Origin of the sequence: Candidatus Amarobacter glycogenicus, assembly GCF_016704105.1 — a bacterium.
Taxonomy (GTDB): Bacteria; Chloroflexota; Dehalococcoidia; order Tepidiformales; family Tepidiformaceae; genus Amarobacter; species Amarobacter glycogenicus.
In genome coordinates this window covers 245,828-261,937 of sequence record NZ_JADJAT010000004.1, presented here as the reverse complement: position 1 = coordinate 261,937, position 16,110 = coordinate 245,828, and the positions used below count along the sequence as shown (strand labels likewise).

Below are 16,110 nucleotides of genomic sequence, written 5' to 3'. Positions count from 1 at the left end.
GGCACGTCGCCTCAGACCGCCGAAATGGCGCGCTCCCGGTCGAACGCGCGCAGCGCCATCCTCCAGAGTAGGAAGTCGAGCACGACGATTGCAGTGACGAACACGAGCCAGGTAACCGGCGTCGCCGGGATCGTCCGGGTGACGACGAGCATCACCGGGAGCATGGCCGGCAGGAGCACGAGGCCGCTGAGGTGTTCGGCGACGCGAATGTCCTTCGCGCGTGCCGAAAACGCCATCCCCACCAGCGTGGAGAAGGCTGCAAGGGCGGGCGCCAGCAACACGAAGCCCATCGGCCACGTCCAGTCGAGCACCGGCTCGCGCACGGGTCCGTGGACTGCGAGGAGCACAAAAAGCATGTAGGCGGTGTAAATCGTGAACGAAGCGCTGATCGTCGGGATGAGGATGGCGATAACCTTCCCCGCGAGGAACTGCCGGTCGGTCAGCGGAAGAGTCAGCAGCGGTTCGAGTGTGCCCTGGTCGCGTTCCCCGATCACAGCGAACGCGGCCATCGTCGCCGGGATAATCACCGGCGAGAGGAAGAAGCAGAACATCGCCTGGCCGACCGCGAGGTTTGTGCCGCCGACTGAACGGTCCGGGTCGAACAGGGCGAGGTTCGCCATCGGGAGGATGAGGAAGACGATCGGGAGGATGGTCGCCGTGAGGACGATCATCCGGTGGTGGCGGTATTCGCGGAGTTCCTTGCGTACGAGAGCGCGGACCGGTGGGGCGATGGGGAACGCGGTCATGCGGCAGCCTCCAGGACAGCGGTTTCGGTGCGTGCCATCAGCTCCAGGTACGCCTCCTCGAGGTCACCCGCCTGGACGACTGAGAGGATCTGCGCGCCCCCACCAACAAGCCCCGACACCAGGCGAGGCGTGTCGCGGCCGGCGTCTTCCACTCGGCATAGGAGGCCGTTACCTGTCCAATCGACACCGGCGACGCCGGGAAGGGACTCCACGGCGTGCTGCAGCCGGGTATCCGGCGGCGCGGCCAGCTCGACTCTGACCACGCCGCCGAGAAGACGGTTGCGGAGCTGCCGGGGCGTGCCCAGTTCGAGCAACGTGCCGTGGCGCAGGATGGCCACTCGGTCACAGAGGCGTTCGGCTTCCGCCAGGCGGTGGGTATTCATCAGGACCGTCGAACCGCCTGCGACGAGCTCCCGGATCATCCGTTCCATGGCGGTCGCCGCGGAGGGATCGAGGCCGGAGGATGGCTCATCGAGGAGCAGGACCTTCGGCTGATGGACAATCGCGCGGGCGAGCGAGACCCGCTGCCGCCAGCCTTTCGAGAGTTCCCCGACCCGCTCGCCGGCGCGTCCGCCAAGGCCGACGAACTCGAGCGCGCGAGCGATGGCGTCATCCACCCGCGGGACTGCGTGTGCGTCCGCCCAGAACGAGAGGTTATCGCGGATCGTGAGGCGCTCGTAGAGGCTCGGCTTTTCGGGCATCACGCCGATGACTCGGCGGACTTCCATCGCTTCGGCGACGACATCGTGGCCGAGGACGCTGGCGCTGCCGATCGTGGGCCGAATGAGCGTCGCCAGGATCCGCAGTGTCGTCGTCTTTCCCGAACCGTTCGGGCCGAGGAGGCCGAACACCTCCCCCGGCGCGACGGCCAGGTCGAGCGGTTGCAGAGCGACTCGCGTCCCGAAGTTCCGGCCGGTGGACCGGAGTTCGATCGCGGGGGCAGAAGGTGTCACGTAGGGATAGTCGGCGCGATCGGGTGCGGCGGGCAGTCTCGCTGCTTTACCGTGCCATCCGCCCACCATCGATCGGAAAGATGCCGCCGTTCAGGTAGCTCGCCTCACTCGAACAGAGGAAGGCGACGAACGCCGCGACTTCGCCCGGCTCGCCGTAACGGCCCATGGGATTTCCCGCGGCCATCTGCTGATGGGCCTGTTCCGGCTCGTCCGGGTTCATCCCCCGTTCGAGGGCGCGCATCATCCGGGTTTCGATCGGAGAAGGGCAGACGGCATTCGTCCGAATGCCCCTCGGGCCGAACTCGAGTGCCGCCGACTTCGTCATCCCCACGACCGCGTGCTTGCTCGCGCCATACGCGAAGATGCTCGGCGTGCCGGAGAGCCCTGCGACCGACGCGGTGTTCACGATCGCGCCGCCGCCGCGTTCCAGCATCGCCGGGACCACGTACTTGATCCCGAGGAAGACGCCCTTGAGGTTCACCGCGATCACCTTGTCGAAAATCTCTTCCGGGTACTGGGTGGTCGGGCCAATCCAGCCTTCGATCCCGGCGTTGTTGAAGAAGGCATCGATCCCGCCGAAGCGCTCCTTCGCGGTCCGCACGTACCGCTCGACATCGCTGGATTTCGACACGTCCGCCGGCACCCCGACCGCGCGGGCTCCCGCGGCGTCAACGAGTGCGACGACTTCGTCCAGCGCGCTCCCGGCGAGGTCCACCGCGACGACGCTCGCCCCTTCCCGCGCGAACCGCTCCGCGGCGGCCCTGCCGATTCCCCCGGCTGCCCCGGTGATGACGACGACCTTACCTTCGAACCTGCGTTCCATGGACGGTACTCCTATTCCTGGATAGCCGGCGCCACCTGGGAGGCCGGAGGCGTGACGGGGCGAGCCTGCTTGCCCCGGAAGGACGAAGCCACGATTGCGAGGCTCGAAACGGCAGCTGCGGCGAGGAACGCAGCCGTTACACCATCGAGGATAGCCTCGGCCGGCAGGTCCGCGACCCGCGCCGCGGTGAACCCCGCCGATGTACTTGCGACGCCTACGAGGATGGCGCTTGCCATGGCCAGCCCGGTCGCGTTCCCGATGTTCCGGGCTGTCGCCACGCTCGCGGAGGCGGTCCCGAGCCGCTCCTTCGGCACGCTGCCCATGATCGACGCGCTGTTCGGCGACATGAAGATTGACGTACCGACCCCGATGACCGCGAGACGCGCCATCACCAGCCCGATCGGCGTCGATGCGTCGATCGTCGACATCAGCAGGAGCCCGATCGAGACGAGGACGATACCGGCTGTCGTTTGGTGGCGGAACCCGAACCGGTCCGAAACCCGCCCGCTGATCGGCGACAGCAAGAGCATCATGCTCGGGACCGTAGCGATCACGAGGCCCGTCTGGCCGGTCGAATAACCGCGCACCTGCTGGAGGTAGAAAGGCATCAGGAACGTGACGGCAGACTGCCCCGCGAAGTTCAGGGCGAGACTCGAGACACCCACCGCATAAGAGCGGACTTTGAAGAGCCCGAGAGCAATCACCGGGCTCACGGCGCGTGACTCCACGCGCAGGAAGCTGGCGAGCGCGCAGGCGGAGAACGCGAACAGCCCGAGAATAACCGGCGAACCCCAGCCCCAGGACGTCCCCCGGTTCACGGCGAGCAGCGCACTCGAGAGCGTGGCGAAAAGCGTGATCGCCCCCGGGATATCGACCTTCCGGCTGGTGAGCTCGCTGGACGGCGCCGACGGCCTGATGAACAGGAATGCCAGGGTCATCGCGATCAGGCCGATCGGCGCCCGCAGGTAGAAGATGGCCTGCCAGCTCAGGCCTTCGAGGATGAGTCCCCCGACGATCGGGCCCGTCATCAGGCCGGCCCCGACGACCGAACCGGTCGTGCCTAGCGCCTGCCCGCGCTGCTCCGGCGGGAATGCCTCGGCCACGATCGCGTTTCCGTTTGCGATGGCGAGCGCCACGCCGATGGCCTGGAAGAACCGGAACGCAATCAGCTGTTCGATCGTCTGGGCGAAGCTCGCAACAAGCATGCCCACCGTGAAGATGACCCATCCCGTGATGTAGACGCGCTTTCGGCCGTAGAGGTCGCCGATGCGCCCTGCCGTGAGGGTGATGCCGGTGACCATCAGGCTCGAAGCGAGCGCTACCCAGACAACCGTGTCCGGCGGCTTGTCGAACTCACGCGAAAGCGTCGGCAGCGCCACGTTGACGATGCTGAAGTCCATCGTCGCCATGAACGTACCAAAGCAGACGGCGATGAGGCAGCGCCACTTGTATTCCATCTCGCCGGAATCTACGGCAGCGGGAGTGAAGCGGAAAGCGACGCACTGCGGGACCCGGGAGCAGCGTTACTGAGCGCCCGGCCCCTGGACCAGTACTGGCCGCCTGGCGTGCCGGATGACGCCTTCGGTCACGCTTCCGGCCAGCAGGTGGGAGAGGCCAGAACGTCCGTGAGTCGCCATCACGATGACATCTGCATCAATTTGTTCGGCAAGTTCATTGATCGCCTCCGCGGTGTGTTCGGACCATGCAACGTGAGTCACGAACGACGCCGCCGGTATCTCGTTCCGGGCCAGATCGGAGAGTTCGGCCCGCGATTCGATGCTGCGGCGCTCCATCGCCTCCCCGTGTGACTCCACCAGGCGGGGCATCGGTGCACTCACGCTCATCCGCCCTATGACCTGGGCCGGCGCTTCGCTCACAGCGTGGTCAGTCCTGCCCCTGGTGGCGTGGGGGTCGTGGACGGTCACCAGGTGCACTTCGATCGCGGGTTGCATCGCCAGCAAACGGCGCACCGTGAGGAAGATCCGGTGGGAGTTTTCGCTTCCGTCGAGTGGGACAAGGGCTTTCATCGGTTCGGGGCCTCCTCCAGAGGGTTAGCCGCATTGTGCAGCCCTTGGCAAGCCCCCGTGAGGACCGAAGCGCCCGCCGAGGCGTTCGAAAAGGGCCATCCCACGATTCGGCCGGCGTAATCGGGCCCGTCGTTCCGCCCTGCAAAACAGATCGTTGTGTGTTTTCAGCGGCCACCCTACTTGCGGAGCGACTGAGCGGGTGCTAAAACTAAGACCGGGTCGCGCTGGATGCTGTGTCCGCTCCACACATCCACCGGCCCCTTTTTCATGCCCCGACGGCGGGGTGGTTCGATGGGCGCGAAGAACCTAGACTTCTCGAACGTATGAAAGCTCTCGTCCTCCGTATCGGCGTCGTCTCCATGCTGCTGGTCTCCCTGCTGGCCTTCGTGCCTGCCGCCTCCGCTCAGGAGCACGGCGAGGAAGAAGCTGCCCACGGCGACGGTTCCAGCCTCATCGGCGGCCCGGATTGGGACGACGTCCGGAGCGTGACGCTCTGGTCGCTGGCGAGCATCGCAGGCGGTTGTGCCGCTCTTGGAGTGCTGTACCTCTTCAAGCGCAAGGTCGGCGGCTTCCCCGAGAATCCCTCGTGGGTCGCGCCGATTTCGATCATGCCCTCCAGCGGTCTCCCCCAGGACGGCGACACACCGCACGACGCGCACGGCAGCCACGCTCCCGCACACTAACCCTTCCCGAACGCCCGGCAGGCGACTTCTCTCCGCCAGTTACGCGGAAGAATCGTGGCCGCCTACTGCGACTGGTCGTCGACGCTGGGCGGTAGGGATGCCGCATTCGCACTGATCAGCGCCTCCCGCATCTGTGCTGCCAGGTCCGACATCCCGCCCGGCGAATACGGCACGAAGATCGTGTTGGCCCGTGACGACGCCCCGATCTCCTTTACGGTGTCGTAGTGCTGCGTCATCAGGACGAGCTGCATGATGCTTTCTGGCGTGGTGCCGGAGATGCTCTGGGCGAACTGGTCGACCGACTCGCGCAACCCGTCGATGATGGCGCGGCGCTGGTCGGCGATGCCTCGGCCCTGGAGCGCTTTGCTCTCGGCTTCGGCTTCCGCGGCCTTCACCTTCAGGATCTTGTCCGCCTCTCCTCGTTCCTGCGCTGCTTCCCGCAGCCGCTTGGCCGCGTTGATCTCGTTCATCGACTCCTTGACCTTCTTGTCGGGGTCGATGTCGGTGACGAGCGCCTGGACGATGATGTAGCCGAAGGTGTCCATCTCGCCCGAGAGTTCCTCTTTGACGGCGATGGCGACCTCGTCCTTGCGCTCGAACACGTCGTCGAGCTCCATCTTGGGCACCCTCGCGCGCACGACATCGAAGACGTACGCCGTGATCTGGACCGTCGGCTGGTCGAGCCGGTAGAAGGCGTCGTAGATCTTCTCTCCGAGCACCATGTACTGGACAGCGACGATGATGTGCACGAAGACGTTGTCTTTGGTCTTCGTTTCAACCGTGACATCGAGCTGCTGGACGCGCAGGTTGATCCGGCCGGCCACTCGTTCGATGAACGGGACCTTCAGGTTGAGGCCCGGCCCGGCGACGCGCCGGAACTTGCCGAACCGTTCGACCACCGCGGCAGTTTGCTGTTCAACGGTGAAGAGCCCGGACAACAGGACGACGAGGGCCAGCACGGCGAAGACGACAAGGACGATGAGACTGGTTTCCACACATCTCCCTTTCCGCCCGGGAGAGCCCGGGCCGCTCGGATGCGCACCAGTATGGCACCTGGGCCCGCCCGCCGGTTACCCGAGCGTCGCCTGGCGATAGCGATCGAGCAGGCGGCCAAGCTCGGCGTCGGGGTTGCGATACCAGCTCGCCGAGAACGTGCGATGCACGTTCCATCCCATCCGCGTGAGGACGGCGTCCCTGCCAAGCTCGCGGTCCCGGGCCGCGGGCGCACCCGAGTACTTCGGCCCGTCGCATTCGATCGCCAGGACAAACCGCTCGGGGTCTGCGGGGTGGCGGACAGCGATATCGACCCGGTACCCGCCGACGCCGACTCGCGGCACGCATTGCAGGCCGCTCGCCGTCGCGGCGGCGATGACGGCCGTCTCGAAGACGCTCAGCGGTGACACGGCGTTTGTCCCCAGCGGGGGAAGCGATTGAGGGCCGCGTTCGGCATAGTCCAGGTAGTCGCGCAGGCGCAGTGTGCCAACTGAGCCGGTCCGGGAGGGGTCGATGTCGCCCGAGCGGATGCTGCTGACGAGCACCGTCTTCCATTTCGCCCGCGTGATGGCGACGTTCAGGCGCCGTTCACCTTTCTCCTGCCCGAGCGGGCCGAAGTTCAGGATAAGCCGGCCCTCAGAGTCCCTGCCGTAGCCCACGCTCAAGAGCATGACGTCGGACTCATCCCCCTGGACGGTTTCCAGGTTGCGGACGAGCCCGCCGCCTTCGAGCCAGCCGCGGATGAGTGGGTCGAGTGCAGAGGCACCCTCGATCTGCTCGAGGATTTCCGATTGCTGGGCCAGCGACATCGCCGTGATCGCGACCTGGCGCTTCCCTTCGGAAGCCTGCAACTCACGCCGGAGGACATCGATGACTCGCTGCGCTTCGGCCGGGTTCGCCCGGCTCTGGCCACGGCCATAGACAGCGTCATCTACGAACTCAAATCTCACACCCGACTCGGGGCGATCGCCCCATGCGTCGGGGAAGGCGATCAGGCGGCCGTCGTAGAAGTGCACGTTGGAGAAGGCGATCAGCGACTCATCCCGGGAACGGTAGTGGGCGCGCAGCATCGTCGAGGAGAGCAGTGGGGCGGCTTCGTCGAGGATGCTCTCGAAGGTGACGTCGGCCTCCTCCGATTGGTCATCGGCGAGAGGGCTGATCTCCTTGTTGAAGAAATTCGTGGGAGGCATCTGGCGGGAGTCGCCGACGATGATCGCCTGCTCTGCCAGGCTGAGGGCCACGACCATATCGGGCGTCGGGATCATGCTCGCTTCGTCGACGATCACCGTGTCGAAGCGGTAGGTGGCACCATCGCCATGGCAAAGATACTGGGCCGCCGCGAGCGGGCTCATCAAGAGCGTTGGCTTCAGCAGCTGCACCGCTTCGCGGCTGTTGCCCAGCATCGTTCGAAGCGCCGGGCGGCGTTTGGCGTGCGCATACTTCACCAACGGGGCCATCGCCCGGTGATTCACGGAGCGCGGCCTGTTCGACCGAACCGTGCTCAAGACCTGGGTGCGGGCCCAGCCGATCATCTCGGAATCGAGGCGTCCGAAAGCGTCAATCAGGCGTGCGTGCTGCTCCGGCGCGAGCGAGACTCCGGCCTGGATGAGCTGGTCCGCCCAGCCGCCAAATGCCGAGGCCGGGACGACTGTCGCCATGTGTCCGTGGTTCGCGAGGTCTGCCAGCAGAGTCGTAAAGGCCGCGCGCATCCCCAGCGGCTCAGTTGCCTTCAAGATCGCGGCCATGGCGGTGATCGTGGGGAGGCGGTCTACGGCCGGCAGCAGTCCGCTCGCCCAGGCGGAGATCGCCGAGATCGGGCCATCCACAGGCGCGGCCGGGCCAAACGCATCTTCCACCACGCCCAGCGCCGACCCGATTGCATCGGCTTGTGCCCGGAGCCGAAGCCCGAGCGAACCCTCATCGCCGGTCTCAAGGTAGCCATCGGCCAGGTAACGCCGGAAGTTGCCACGTGCCGCATAGAACCGGGGATTGAGGAACCGAAGGGCGGACTTCGTCCTCTCCCGGTAGCCCCCAACCTCTCCCAGCCGGACTACGAGCGTCTCGAGCGCGCTCAGGTTGAGGGCAGCGGCCGGGCCTGTCGCCGGTCCCAGCGCGCCCCCGGCGAGCGCCTCGATTTCGACATCGATAGTCGCCAGCTTCACCAGCTGCGAGCGCAGCGATTCGTGGCTCGCCGGATCGTAGACGGTCCACCGCAGGTCTACCCATGGCCCCGCGAGGCAGGCGAGTTCGTCAGCCGCGAACGCATCGAGGTCCCGTCCTGCATCGACTGCGTCCTCGAGCCAGAAGCGGCTGGTCCCGGCGACTGGTGGGATCGGCACAGCACAACGCTCGCCGGATGTCTCGATCGCTTTTCCGAATACCTCGAAGGCGGTTATCCAGCCGCCCTCGCCGAGCTGCTGGCCGATGCCTTCGGCGTAGCCATTCAGCCGCTGGCGTAGCTCGGCGTAGCGTTGGGGGACCGCCGGGTCCGGCTGGGGTGGCGGCGGGCCGGCGTCAAGCGTGTCGACGATTTCCTTGATCACCTGGGCCTTCGCATCGGCGCGGTTGGTCGCGCCGGCATTCGAGGCGAGGTGGAGGCAGGCTTCGGCGAGGCCCGCCTTCTCCAGGTTCTCGAGCACCACTTCCCGCGCCACACGTTTCTCAGCGACAAAGAGGACGCGCTTTCCCTGCGCCATCAGCTCGGCGGCGATGTTCGTGATGGTCTGGCTCTTGCCCGTGCCGGGGGGCCCTTCGATGACGAAGCTCGCCCCCGAGGCCGCCATCGCCACAGCCTCCAGCTGGTACGCGTCTGCCTCTACCACAACGCGAAGCGCGCCCGGCGCATACCGCCCGTCGATCGGCGTGGACGGCGCCTCGATGGCGGGGAGTTCACCCTCGCCGGCGAGCGCCCGAAGGATCGGATGCCTGGCCATCCCCGTCAGCGAGCGTTCAATCTCATCCACCATCGCCAGCTTGGCGAACGCGAACACGTCGACAACCGCGCCGTCCTTCTCGACGCTCCAGCCCGGCTGCTTCGCGACAACCTGCGCCACCGCCTCGAGGAAGGCGTCGAGCGAGTCGTGGAGCGGCTCGCCTTCTTCGTCTTCCAGGCGGGGGAGCCGCACACCGTACTGGACGTGGAGCAGGTAGGCGAGCGACGGGTTCACTTCGGGCGGGTCGTCGGCCGCCGCCTGGATGTCGACTTCCTTCTGCTGCCGGTCGTAGGCCAGCTCAACCGGGACGAGGACAAGCGGCGAGCGTAGCAGGTGGCCCTCGGCGTCTACCCAATCGAGCCACCCCAGCGCGGCAAAGAGCACCTGGATCCCCTGTTCCCGGTCCGCGAGTCGTGCGCGTTCCGCGAGGCGGGTTGTCGCTGCAAACGCCGCGAGCGCGCGGTCGTCCTCGGTCGGGCTGGCCGCGTCCGGGGCGAAGTTCCGCGCGCTGAATGACGTCTGCCCCTCGTTCACAACGAGCGTGTCCCAGAGCCCGTCCGATGAAGCGGGCAACGCCAGGGTCGCGCGGGAGGGCCGATGGTTGATGGCGCGGTTGCGACGCGTGACATCCAGCAGTTCGCGCTTCCAACGCTCAGCGCGCCGCCGGAAGGCTTCCGAAACAGGCTCTGGAGGACTCGCCTCGGCTGCTTCGGGCCCCTCAGCCGCACCGGGCGGAGCGTCCTCATCGCCCGCCGAGGGGACGCGAAACCCGAAGTTCACGACCGGCTCTCTCTGCTCTTTCCGCGCCACCTCCTGAGTCTACCAGCCGGCCGCGACGGCAAGCCCGGTCCAGCCGCTGCCCAGAGGCCAGATTCCGGTAGAGTTCAGGGCGATGAGTCGCACCGTCCTCGCCGCCGACTTTGGAGGGACGCATCTCCGCGCCGCCGTGGTGGATGAAGCCGGAGGCATCCTTCAGCGGTCTGACCACGCCACGCCCGCCAACACCCCGCAGAATGTTGCCGCTACGGTCGTCGATCTCCTGGCGGAGGTCGCCCGGGCGGCGAGCCCGCAGCCTTCGGCGGTCTGCATCGCCACAGCCGGGCTCATCAACGCCGACCAGGGCAAGGTCATCCTCGCGCCGAACATTCCCGGCTTCCGAAACCTCGTCCTCACGACGCCGGTCGCCGAACGGCTGGGTATCCCTGCCTTCATCGAGAATGACGCGAGCGCCGCTGCGCTGGGCGAATTTCGCTTCGGCGCCGGGAGGGGAACGCGCCACCTCCTCCATGCCACGCTCGGCACGGGCATAGGCGGCGGCATCGTGATCGACGGGAGACTCTATCGGGGGGCATCCGGCCTCGCCGGCGAGATCGGCCACATTATCCTCAACCCGGCCGGGCCGAAGTGTAACTGCGGCTCGCGCGGATGCCTCGAAGCAATGGTCAGCGGTGTGGCATTCGCGCAGCGGGCGAAGAAGATCCTCGAACAGCGCAAGTCGCCGGTCCTCCACGAAATCGTCGGCTATGGCGAACCGACGGCGGCCCACCTCCACGCCGCCGCGGCCAAAGGCGACGCCCTCTGCGAGGCCGAGATCCGTCACGGCGGCCATCTCCTCGGGCTCGGCCTGGGCAGCCTGGTGAACGTCCTCAACCCGGATGCGGTCACCCTCAGCGGCGGCCTGCTCGCCATGGGCGACATGCTGATCGGCCCGATGCGGGAAGCGATGTACTCGCTCGCCTACGGCCCGGCCGCGGGCACGCTTCTCCGGACCAGCACCCTCGGCGAGGACGCGGGACTGCTCGGGGCCGCTGCGGTGGCCTTCGAGCGACTAGACGGTTAGCAGGGGGCTTTTCGCCCGCATGCGGGCGGGCCGCCATGCGCCCGAGGTCACCGCTAAGGCGCGTAGGGAAGCTCTCCGCCCAGATTTTGCAGTCGCTTTACTGAGAATAAGGGATATCCCGGTCGTTCACGTCCTTCCCGAGGACTAGCGTCAGTTGCGGTGGCCCTCGGGAGAATGTGTGAACCACAAACTCACCCGGGCGCTTGGCGCATCCCTGGTGTTGCTCGGCGCCCTCGCGTGGACCGCTGCCGCGCCCCCGGCGGCGAACGCTCTGACGAACTGCACCGTCGATGACCTGACCGTCGATGGCGAGGAGCAGGCATTCCTGCGCCTCATCAACGACTATCGGGCCAAAAACGGTATCACGGCCCTTTCGCTCGACCCCGCCCTCACGCGGGCCTCGACGTGGATGGCCTCGGACCTCAGCAGCCGTTCGACGTTCGCCCATGCCGATTCCCTTGGGCGAAGCCCATGGGTACGGATGCCGGATTGCGGCGTCACGGCGCCAGGTGGCGAGAACCTCGCCGCAGGGACCAACTACTCGAGTGCGCAATCCGCGCTCGATGCCTGGATCAACTCGCCCAAACATCGCGAGTTGATGCTCGCCTCAGATTTCAAGGCGATTGGCGTCGCCAGGGTCTTCCGGGAGGGTTCGACTTACGGCTGGTACTGGGTAACGGACTTCGGCTACAGCGGTGGGGATACTTCAACAGCGGCCACCACCACCCCGCCTCCAACGCCGGCGCCCACGATTGCCCCGAAACCGGCCCAACCCGTTGCGGCTCCTGCCGCCGCCCCACCGCCGCCGCGGCGGATGCTCGCCCTCGAGGCTGGCGTCAGCCTCCTCACATGGGACGGTGGGTACGTCCATCCCGCGCAGGTCTTCGGCGGCAAGGCCAACTGGGTCTCGATGGTCTACGTCTTCGACCAGGGGTCGCAGACCTGGCTGCGCTGGGGCCCGGGCCTCGATCCCCAGATGCAAACGCTCACCGAGCTCCGGAACGGCGTGCAGTACTGGGTAGTCGTCACCCGCTCCATCGAGGTCGAGGTCATCGATTAGCCTTCAGCGTCCGCGGTTGCGCCGCCGCTTCGGGGCGGCGCCCATCTTCTTCAGGCGCTTGCTAATGGCCGCCGGCTCCACGGTCAGCAGGCCCCGGCCCTGGACCGTCATCCGGCGGCGCTTCGCATCAATCTTCCTCGCGCGCTCTTCCCAGCCCATGCGGAGAAGGTTACCAGTCGAACACCTGATTAGCCTGCGCCCGAGTGCCGATAGTCATCCCGATGGGCGGCTTCTCCCTTCCCCAGCACCTGCGGTCGTGGAAAACCCTCGCGGCAATAGTCCTGTTCGCGGTGGCGCTGAACGGCGCCACGTTCTTCTGGGCGGTCAGCCACTGGGCCTCGATCGGTATTTCAGCAGGCCCTTCGATGCAGCCGAATTCCGATGACGGCGACATCGACCTCGTGTTCAAGTTCTATGGCAACTTCTGGGAACCAAAGCGGGGCGAAGCTGTCGGTGTCACCGGAGGCCTCGGCGGCGATGAGAAGTGGGGAAAGCGCATCGTAGGCATGCCGGGCGAGGCCATCGAAATCGACGGCACGCGGGTGCTCATCAACGGCGTCGAGTTGGACGAGCCGTACGTCCGCAACGCCTGGGTCGACCCCGACTACGACGCCTGGGAGCTTTTCGACGACGAGTACTACGTCATGGGTGACAATCGTGACGCGAGCTTCGACAGCCGTTACATCGGGCCTGTCACGCGTGACCAGCTCGTCCCGCTCCTTCCCCTGTGGCCGTTGGATCAGATTCGGCCGCTGGCGATAACCGGGCTCCTGGGACTGGTAATCCTGTTCCCTGGCGTGCCAACCGCTTGCGGAGTACTCACATCGCGAATCGCGCGTGGGCGTAACCGGACGAGGCACTGGTTCTGGGCCGGGGTGATCTTCGGAGGGCTTGCCACGGCGCTCGTCCTCCTTCTGCAGCCGAAAGATGACCGCGCAGACGAAGCGTCGGAAGCCGAGGCTGCACGAAGGACAGTCACCCTCCGAATTGTGGCATGGGGCTATGCCGTCGCGGGCGCGTTCATGGGAGCATCCATCGCCGAAGCCATCAGGCCCGGGTCGATGGTCTTCGGAGTGGTCGCTGTGGCGGGGCTGTACGTCGCCCTCGAAGCGCTCATTCGGCGAGGACCAGTACCTGAAAGCACGCGCGTTTGGGTCGTGAGTTCGTTCCTGGTGTTCGTCATCGCCCATACCCTTGGGGGCGTCACGATGTCTTCGGATCGCATAGTCACCGCATTCGCGTCGGTGGTGGCCTTCGGGCCGCTGTTGTGTCAGCCGTTGTTCCGCTATCCGCCCGTCTTACCGCCGATGCCCGCGGTAAAGGGCTGGACGCACTGGCTGGGGTCACAGTCGGTCTGGTGGGCGATCGGCGTCGCGATGCTGTCGCTCCCTCATGAGTTCCAGTACCAGTTCATCGTTTCAGCCACGCTCTTCGGGTACGTGACGGCGTGGTACGTGGGCCGCGAGCGAAGTTGGCGGGTGGAAGTCGCGAGCGCGCTCGCGGTCTGCGGGGCGCTTGCCTTCGGAGGCGAGGATGTCATCGGCGCGGCAGCCGCGGGCTGGACGCTCCGAGCACTCGCCGCCGGGTGGCTGCTGCTCAGTGTCTGGCAGTGCCGCAAACCGCCGAAGCCAGAACCAGGACCAGAAGTGGAGTTGCTCCAGGCAGCCTAATCGTGGTGGTTCGCGTGGATGACGCCCATGTGTTCATCCAGGTGCTCGACCATCTCGTGGAGCTCGCGGATCTTTTGGTCGAGGTCGTTCATCCGTTCCCATTCCGGGTCGGGGAGCCGCTGGATGGCGCCGTTTGAGTCATCGTGGAAGGCCACGATATGGCCGGGGACGCCGACGACGGTCGCGTTCGCCGGGACATTCGTGACCACCACCGATCCGGCGCCGATGCGCGCGTTCTCCCCGATCTCGATTCCCCCGATCACCTTCGCGCCCGCCCCAACCGTCACCCGGTCACGCAACGTCGGGTGGCGCTTGATGCGCCGGGTGCTCGTCCCGCCGAGCGTCACTCCCTGGTAGAGCATCACGTCGTCGCCGATTTCCGCCGTCTCTCCGATGACGACGCCCATGCCGTGGTCGATGAAGAACCGCGATCCGATCGTCGCACCGGGATGGATCTCGATCCCCGTGAAGAACCGGGCCAGGTGCATCAGCCCGCGGGGGACCACGGGGATACCCGCGCGATGCATGGCATGGGCGGCACGGTGCGCCAGCCGCGCGTGGAAGCCCGGGTAGAAGAGGACTACCTCGAGGACGTTCCGGGCCGCGGGATCGCGCTCCATCGTGGCGCGGATGTCTTCCCGGATCTCCTGGATCAATGCCATCCCCTCCACCTTAGCAAATGTAGGCGAGCGAATCTCCGCGGCTCCGCCTTCCGCGACATCGGCTACGATCAGAACGTGCGAATCGAGCGCCGGCGTCTCTGGTACCTGGCCTCGTTCCCGGAACGACTCATCCGGGCGCTTTCGGCCGCGCTTTTCGGCGGCGTCCACGAGACCGCACAGCTCGTCCTGCCCCGGCTCGTGCGCCGTTCCCGCCTCTATGACGTCACCGCCAAGAACCTCCTCCGGATCGCGATCGAACTGGTTGGCGGCGTGGAGAACGGCGCCGCCACAGAAGCCAACCAGCCGGGCGCCGGCCGGGTGGCCGTCAAGAAAGCCGCCGGAAACGTCGTCGAGTTCGGCTCGATAGCGGCCTTCGGGTTCTCACCGCTCTGGTTGCTTGCCGCGGCGAGCGACATCCTCAATGGCTCGAAGGCCTACCTCAGCGCCCTCGAACTTGAGCTGACCAGGGCCGGTGTCCTCGCCGATGGCGTCCACTTCAAGTCAGTCGATGACCTCCTCGGCGCGCTCGAAGGCACCACGGGCAACGCGGCCGGTCTCATCGACATGCCCCCACTCGAACTGAAGGAACTGCGCGCTTCGATCTCCGAGTTGAAGCGCGACGCGAAGAGCCTGCCGACGCCCGGGGAACTTGCCCGGCTCTTCGACGGGCTGGTGCGCACGGCCCGGATGGAAAACCGCTCGCTGCTGGCGGTCTCGAGCGGGGTGGGCTTCGCCTTCCTCACTTCGGCGAAGAACGTCGGCAAAGACCACGTCGTCGCTCCCTACCGGGAGGACTGGCAACCCCTGCGCGATGAAGGCTTCGCCGCCTACGCGGTGCGAGTCTCGGGACCCTACCGCTCCGCCGTGGGAGGCCATTTCGACTCCTCGCGGAAGACCTGGACCGAGCGCGGCGCGCGCGGCACGCAGGGCTGGCTGGGGAAACTGAAAGGCCGCTTCCGCTAAAGCGTCTCGTATTCTTCGCGCCCGCCGACATCCGGCACGCCGCCGAGGCGGGCCGGTATCCAATCCGAGAGCAGGTCATCGATCTGCTGTTTCGCCTGGATGAGCGAGTGCCCAGCTTCCGCGTAGAGAACAATCCGCTTCGGCTCGAGCGCACGCCGGTAGATATCCTCGCTCGCCTCGTGGCTGAGAATGCTGTCGGACATCCCGTGAATCAGCAGCAGCGGCTTGTTCAGGTTCTCCACCTGGCGGGTGCCGTACAGCTGTGGCGACATCGACGCGACGCCACGGACCGACTCATGGAGTTCGCCCGCTTTGATCACGACTGCGCCGCCGAAGCTGTGTCCGACGAGGACGAGGTCCGCGGCGCCGATGCCTTTCATGAACGAGCAGCCGGCGAGCGCATCGAGCACGCACTCCTCGAAGTCGTTCGGCTTGCGGTACTCGATGCGAAGGACGGTCACTTTCGCGCTGGAGAGGAGAAGCGGAAGCCGCGCGTAGAGGCTGTCCGCCGGGCCTTCGACACCCCCCATGGCGCCTCCGACGCAGATGACCGCCGTCGAGCCGCCTTCGACCGGGTGGAGGATACCCTCAATCTGGCCGCGCGTCGTTTCGAGGAGTACGCGGAGCGTTCCCGAGTCGTCGATCGGCTGTGCGCCGACGCGCAGAAGCTTCAGATCGAGGTCCTGCTGTGGAGCCTCCTCTGGTTCGTCCCACATGTTGCCAGGCACAGAATTACTATACGGTGAGCGGGCCCGGC

At 66.5% G+C, this 16,110-nt stretch carries 15 protein-coding genes; 5 read left to right on the top strand and 10 right to left on the bottom strand.

Going from position 1 to position 16,110, the window contains the following annotated elements:
* Positions 1-11: 11 nt before the first annotated feature.
* The 5 genes from IPG14_RS08665 to IPG14_RS08645 all read right to left on the bottom strand — a co-directional run bounded on the left by IPG14_RS08665 (position 12) and on the right by IPG14_RS08645 (position 4,549).
* Positions 12-746: an ABC transporter permease subunit gene (locus IPG14_RS08665; protein WP_343391533.1), complete on the bottom strand. Its 735-nt coding sequence runs from the start codon at positions 744-746 to the stop codon at positions 12-14.
* Complete coding sequence (locus IPG14_RS08660) at positions 743-1,699, bottom strand: ABC transporter ATP-binding protein (RefSeq protein WP_343391532.1); 957 nt, start codon at positions 1,697-1,699, stop codon at positions 743-745. The genes IPG14_RS08665 and IPG14_RS08660 overlap by 4 nt, the downstream gene beginning before the upstream one ends.
* A 46-nt stretch (positions 1,700-1,745) precedes the next feature.
* Positions 1,746-2,522 (bottom strand): SDR family oxidoreductase, encoded by a 777-nt coding sequence (locus tag IPG14_RS08655; RefSeq protein WP_343391531.1) that lies wholly within the window; start codon positions 2,520-2,522, stop codon positions 1,746-1,748.
* Positions 2,523-2,533: 11 nt separating this feature from the next.
* A complete protein-coding gene (locus tag IPG14_RS08650) occupies positions 2,534-3,979 on the bottom strand; it encodes an MFS transporter (RefSeq protein ID WP_343391530.1) in 1,446 nt (481 codons plus the stop codon).
* Between the two features lie 66 nt (positions 3,980-4,045).
* Complete coding sequence (locus tag IPG14_RS08645) at positions 4,046-4,549, bottom strand: universal stress protein (protein ID WP_343383738.1); 504 nt, start codon at positions 4,547-4,549, stop codon at positions 4,046-4,048.
* A gap of 323 nt (positions 4,550-4,872) precedes the next feature.
* Between IPG14_RS08645 and IPG14_RS08640 the strand changes: the two genes are divergently transcribed.
* Positions 4,873-5,232, top strand: coding sequence for a hypothetical protein (locus tag IPG14_RS08640; protein WP_343388882.1), 360 nt, complete (start codon positions 4,873-4,875; stop codon positions 5,230-5,232).
* A gap of 62 nt (positions 5,233-5,294) precedes the next feature.
* Here the strand turns inward: IPG14_RS08640 and IPG14_RS08635 are convergent, their stop codons facing one another.
* Both IPG14_RS08635 and IPG14_RS08630 read right to left on the bottom strand, forming a co-directional pair.
* On the bottom strand, positions 5,295-6,227 hold the full coding sequence (locus IPG14_RS08635) for an SPFH domain-containing protein (protein ID WP_343391529.1): 933 nt from the start codon (positions 6,225-6,227) through the stop codon (positions 5,295-5,297).
* A gap of 75 nt (positions 6,228-6,302) precedes the next feature.
* On the bottom strand, positions 6,303-9,968 hold the full coding sequence (locus IPG14_RS08630; protein ID WP_343391528.1) for a DUF4011 domain-containing protein: 3,666 nt from the start codon (positions 9,966-9,968) through the stop codon (positions 6,303-6,305).
* A gap of 82 nt (positions 9,969-10,050) precedes the next feature.
* Here IPG14_RS08630 and IPG14_RS08625 point away from each other — a divergent pair, with 82 nt between their 5' ends.
* Both IPG14_RS08625 and IPG14_RS08620 read left to right on the top strand, forming a co-directional pair.
* Positions 10,051-10,998, top strand: a complete 948-nt coding sequence (locus IPG14_RS08625) for an ROK family protein (RefSeq protein ID WP_343391527.1) — start codon at positions 10,051-10,053, stop codon at positions 10,996-10,998.
* A 178-nt stretch (positions 10,999-11,176) separates the two neighbouring features.
* Positions 11,177-12,058 carry a CAP domain-containing protein gene (locus IPG14_RS08620; RefSeq protein ID WP_343391526.1) on the top strand — a complete coding sequence of 294 codons (882 nt, stop codon included), beginning with the start codon at positions 11,177-11,179 and terminating at the stop codon, positions 12,056-12,058.
* A 3-nt stretch (positions 12,059-12,061) separates the two neighbouring features.
* Here IPG14_RS08620 and IPG14_RS08615 read toward each other — a convergent pair whose 3' ends face one another.
* Positions 12,062-12,217, bottom strand: coding sequence for a hypothetical protein (locus tag IPG14_RS08615; protein ID WP_343386722.1), 156 nt, complete (start codon positions 12,215-12,217; stop codon positions 12,062-12,064).
* Between the two features lie 44 nt (positions 12,218-12,261).
* Between IPG14_RS08615 and lepB the strand changes: the two genes are divergently transcribed.
* Positions 12,262-13,728 carry a signal peptidase I gene (gene lepB / locus IPG14_RS08610; protein WP_343391525.1) on the top strand — a complete coding sequence of 489 codons (1,467 nt, stop codon included), beginning with the start codon at positions 12,262-12,264 and terminating at the stop codon, positions 13,726-13,728.
* Here the strand turns inward: lepB and cysE are convergent.
* A complete protein-coding gene (cysE, locus tag IPG14_RS08605; RefSeq protein WP_343386724.1) occupies positions 13,725-14,390 on the bottom strand; it encodes a serine O-acetyltransferase in 666 nt (221 codons plus the stop codon). The two genes, lepB and cysE, sit on opposite strands and share 4 nt — an antisense overlap.
* 75 nt (positions 14,391-14,465) lie before the next feature.
* Between cysE and IPG14_RS08600 the strand changes: the two genes are divergently transcribed.
* Positions 14,466-15,353 carry a hypothetical protein gene (locus tag IPG14_RS08600; RefSeq protein ID WP_343388888.1) on the top strand — a complete coding sequence of 296 codons (888 nt, stop codon included), beginning with the start codon at positions 14,466-14,468 and terminating at the stop codon, positions 15,351-15,353.
* Here IPG14_RS08600 and IPG14_RS08595 read toward each other — a convergent pair.
* Positions 15,350-16,081, bottom strand: coding sequence for a dienelactone hydrolase family protein (locus tag IPG14_RS08595; RefSeq protein ID WP_343386726.1), 732 nt, complete (start codon positions 16,079-16,081; stop codon positions 15,350-15,352). The genes IPG14_RS08600 and IPG14_RS08595 overlap by 4 nt on opposite strands.
* Positions 16,082-16,110 lie beyond the last annotated feature (29 nt).

What these genes read in the sequence shown, in the direction of transcription:
- IPG14_RS08665 (WP_343391533.1), bottom strand. Translation starts at nt 746, where the DNA reads ATGACCGCGTTCCCCATCGCCCCACCGGTCCGCGCTCTCGTACGCAAG.
- IPG14_RS08615 (WP_343386722.1), bottom strand. Translation starts at nt 12,217, where the DNA reads ATGGGCTGGGAAGAGCGCGCGAGGAAGATTGATGCGAAGCGCCGCCGG.
- IPG14_RS08655 (WP_343391531.1), bottom strand. Translation starts at nt 2,522, where the DNA reads ATGGAACGCAGGTTCGAAGGTAAGGTCGTCGTCATCACCGGGGCAGCC.
- IPG14_RS08625 (WP_343391527.1), top strand. Translation starts at nt 10,051, where the DNA reads ATGAGTCGCACCGTCCTCGCCGCCGACTTTGGAGGGACGCATCTCCGC.
- IPG14_RS08645 (WP_343383738.1), bottom strand. Translation starts at nt 4,549, where the DNA reads ATGAAAGCCCTTGTCCCACTCGACGGAAGCGAAAACTCCCACCGGATC.
- IPG14_RS08640 (WP_343388882.1), top strand. Translation starts at nt 4,873, where the DNA reads ATGAAAGCTCTCGTCCTCCGTATCGGCGTCGTCTCCATGCTGCTGGTC.
- IPG14_RS08650 (WP_343391530.1), bottom strand. Translation starts at nt 3,979, where the DNA reads ATGGAATACAAGTGGCGCTGCCTCATCGCCGTCTGCTTTGGTACGTTC.
- cysE (WP_343386724.1), bottom strand. Translation starts at nt 14,390, where the DNA reads ATGGCATTGATCCAGGAGATCCGGGAAGACATCCGCGCCACGATGGAG.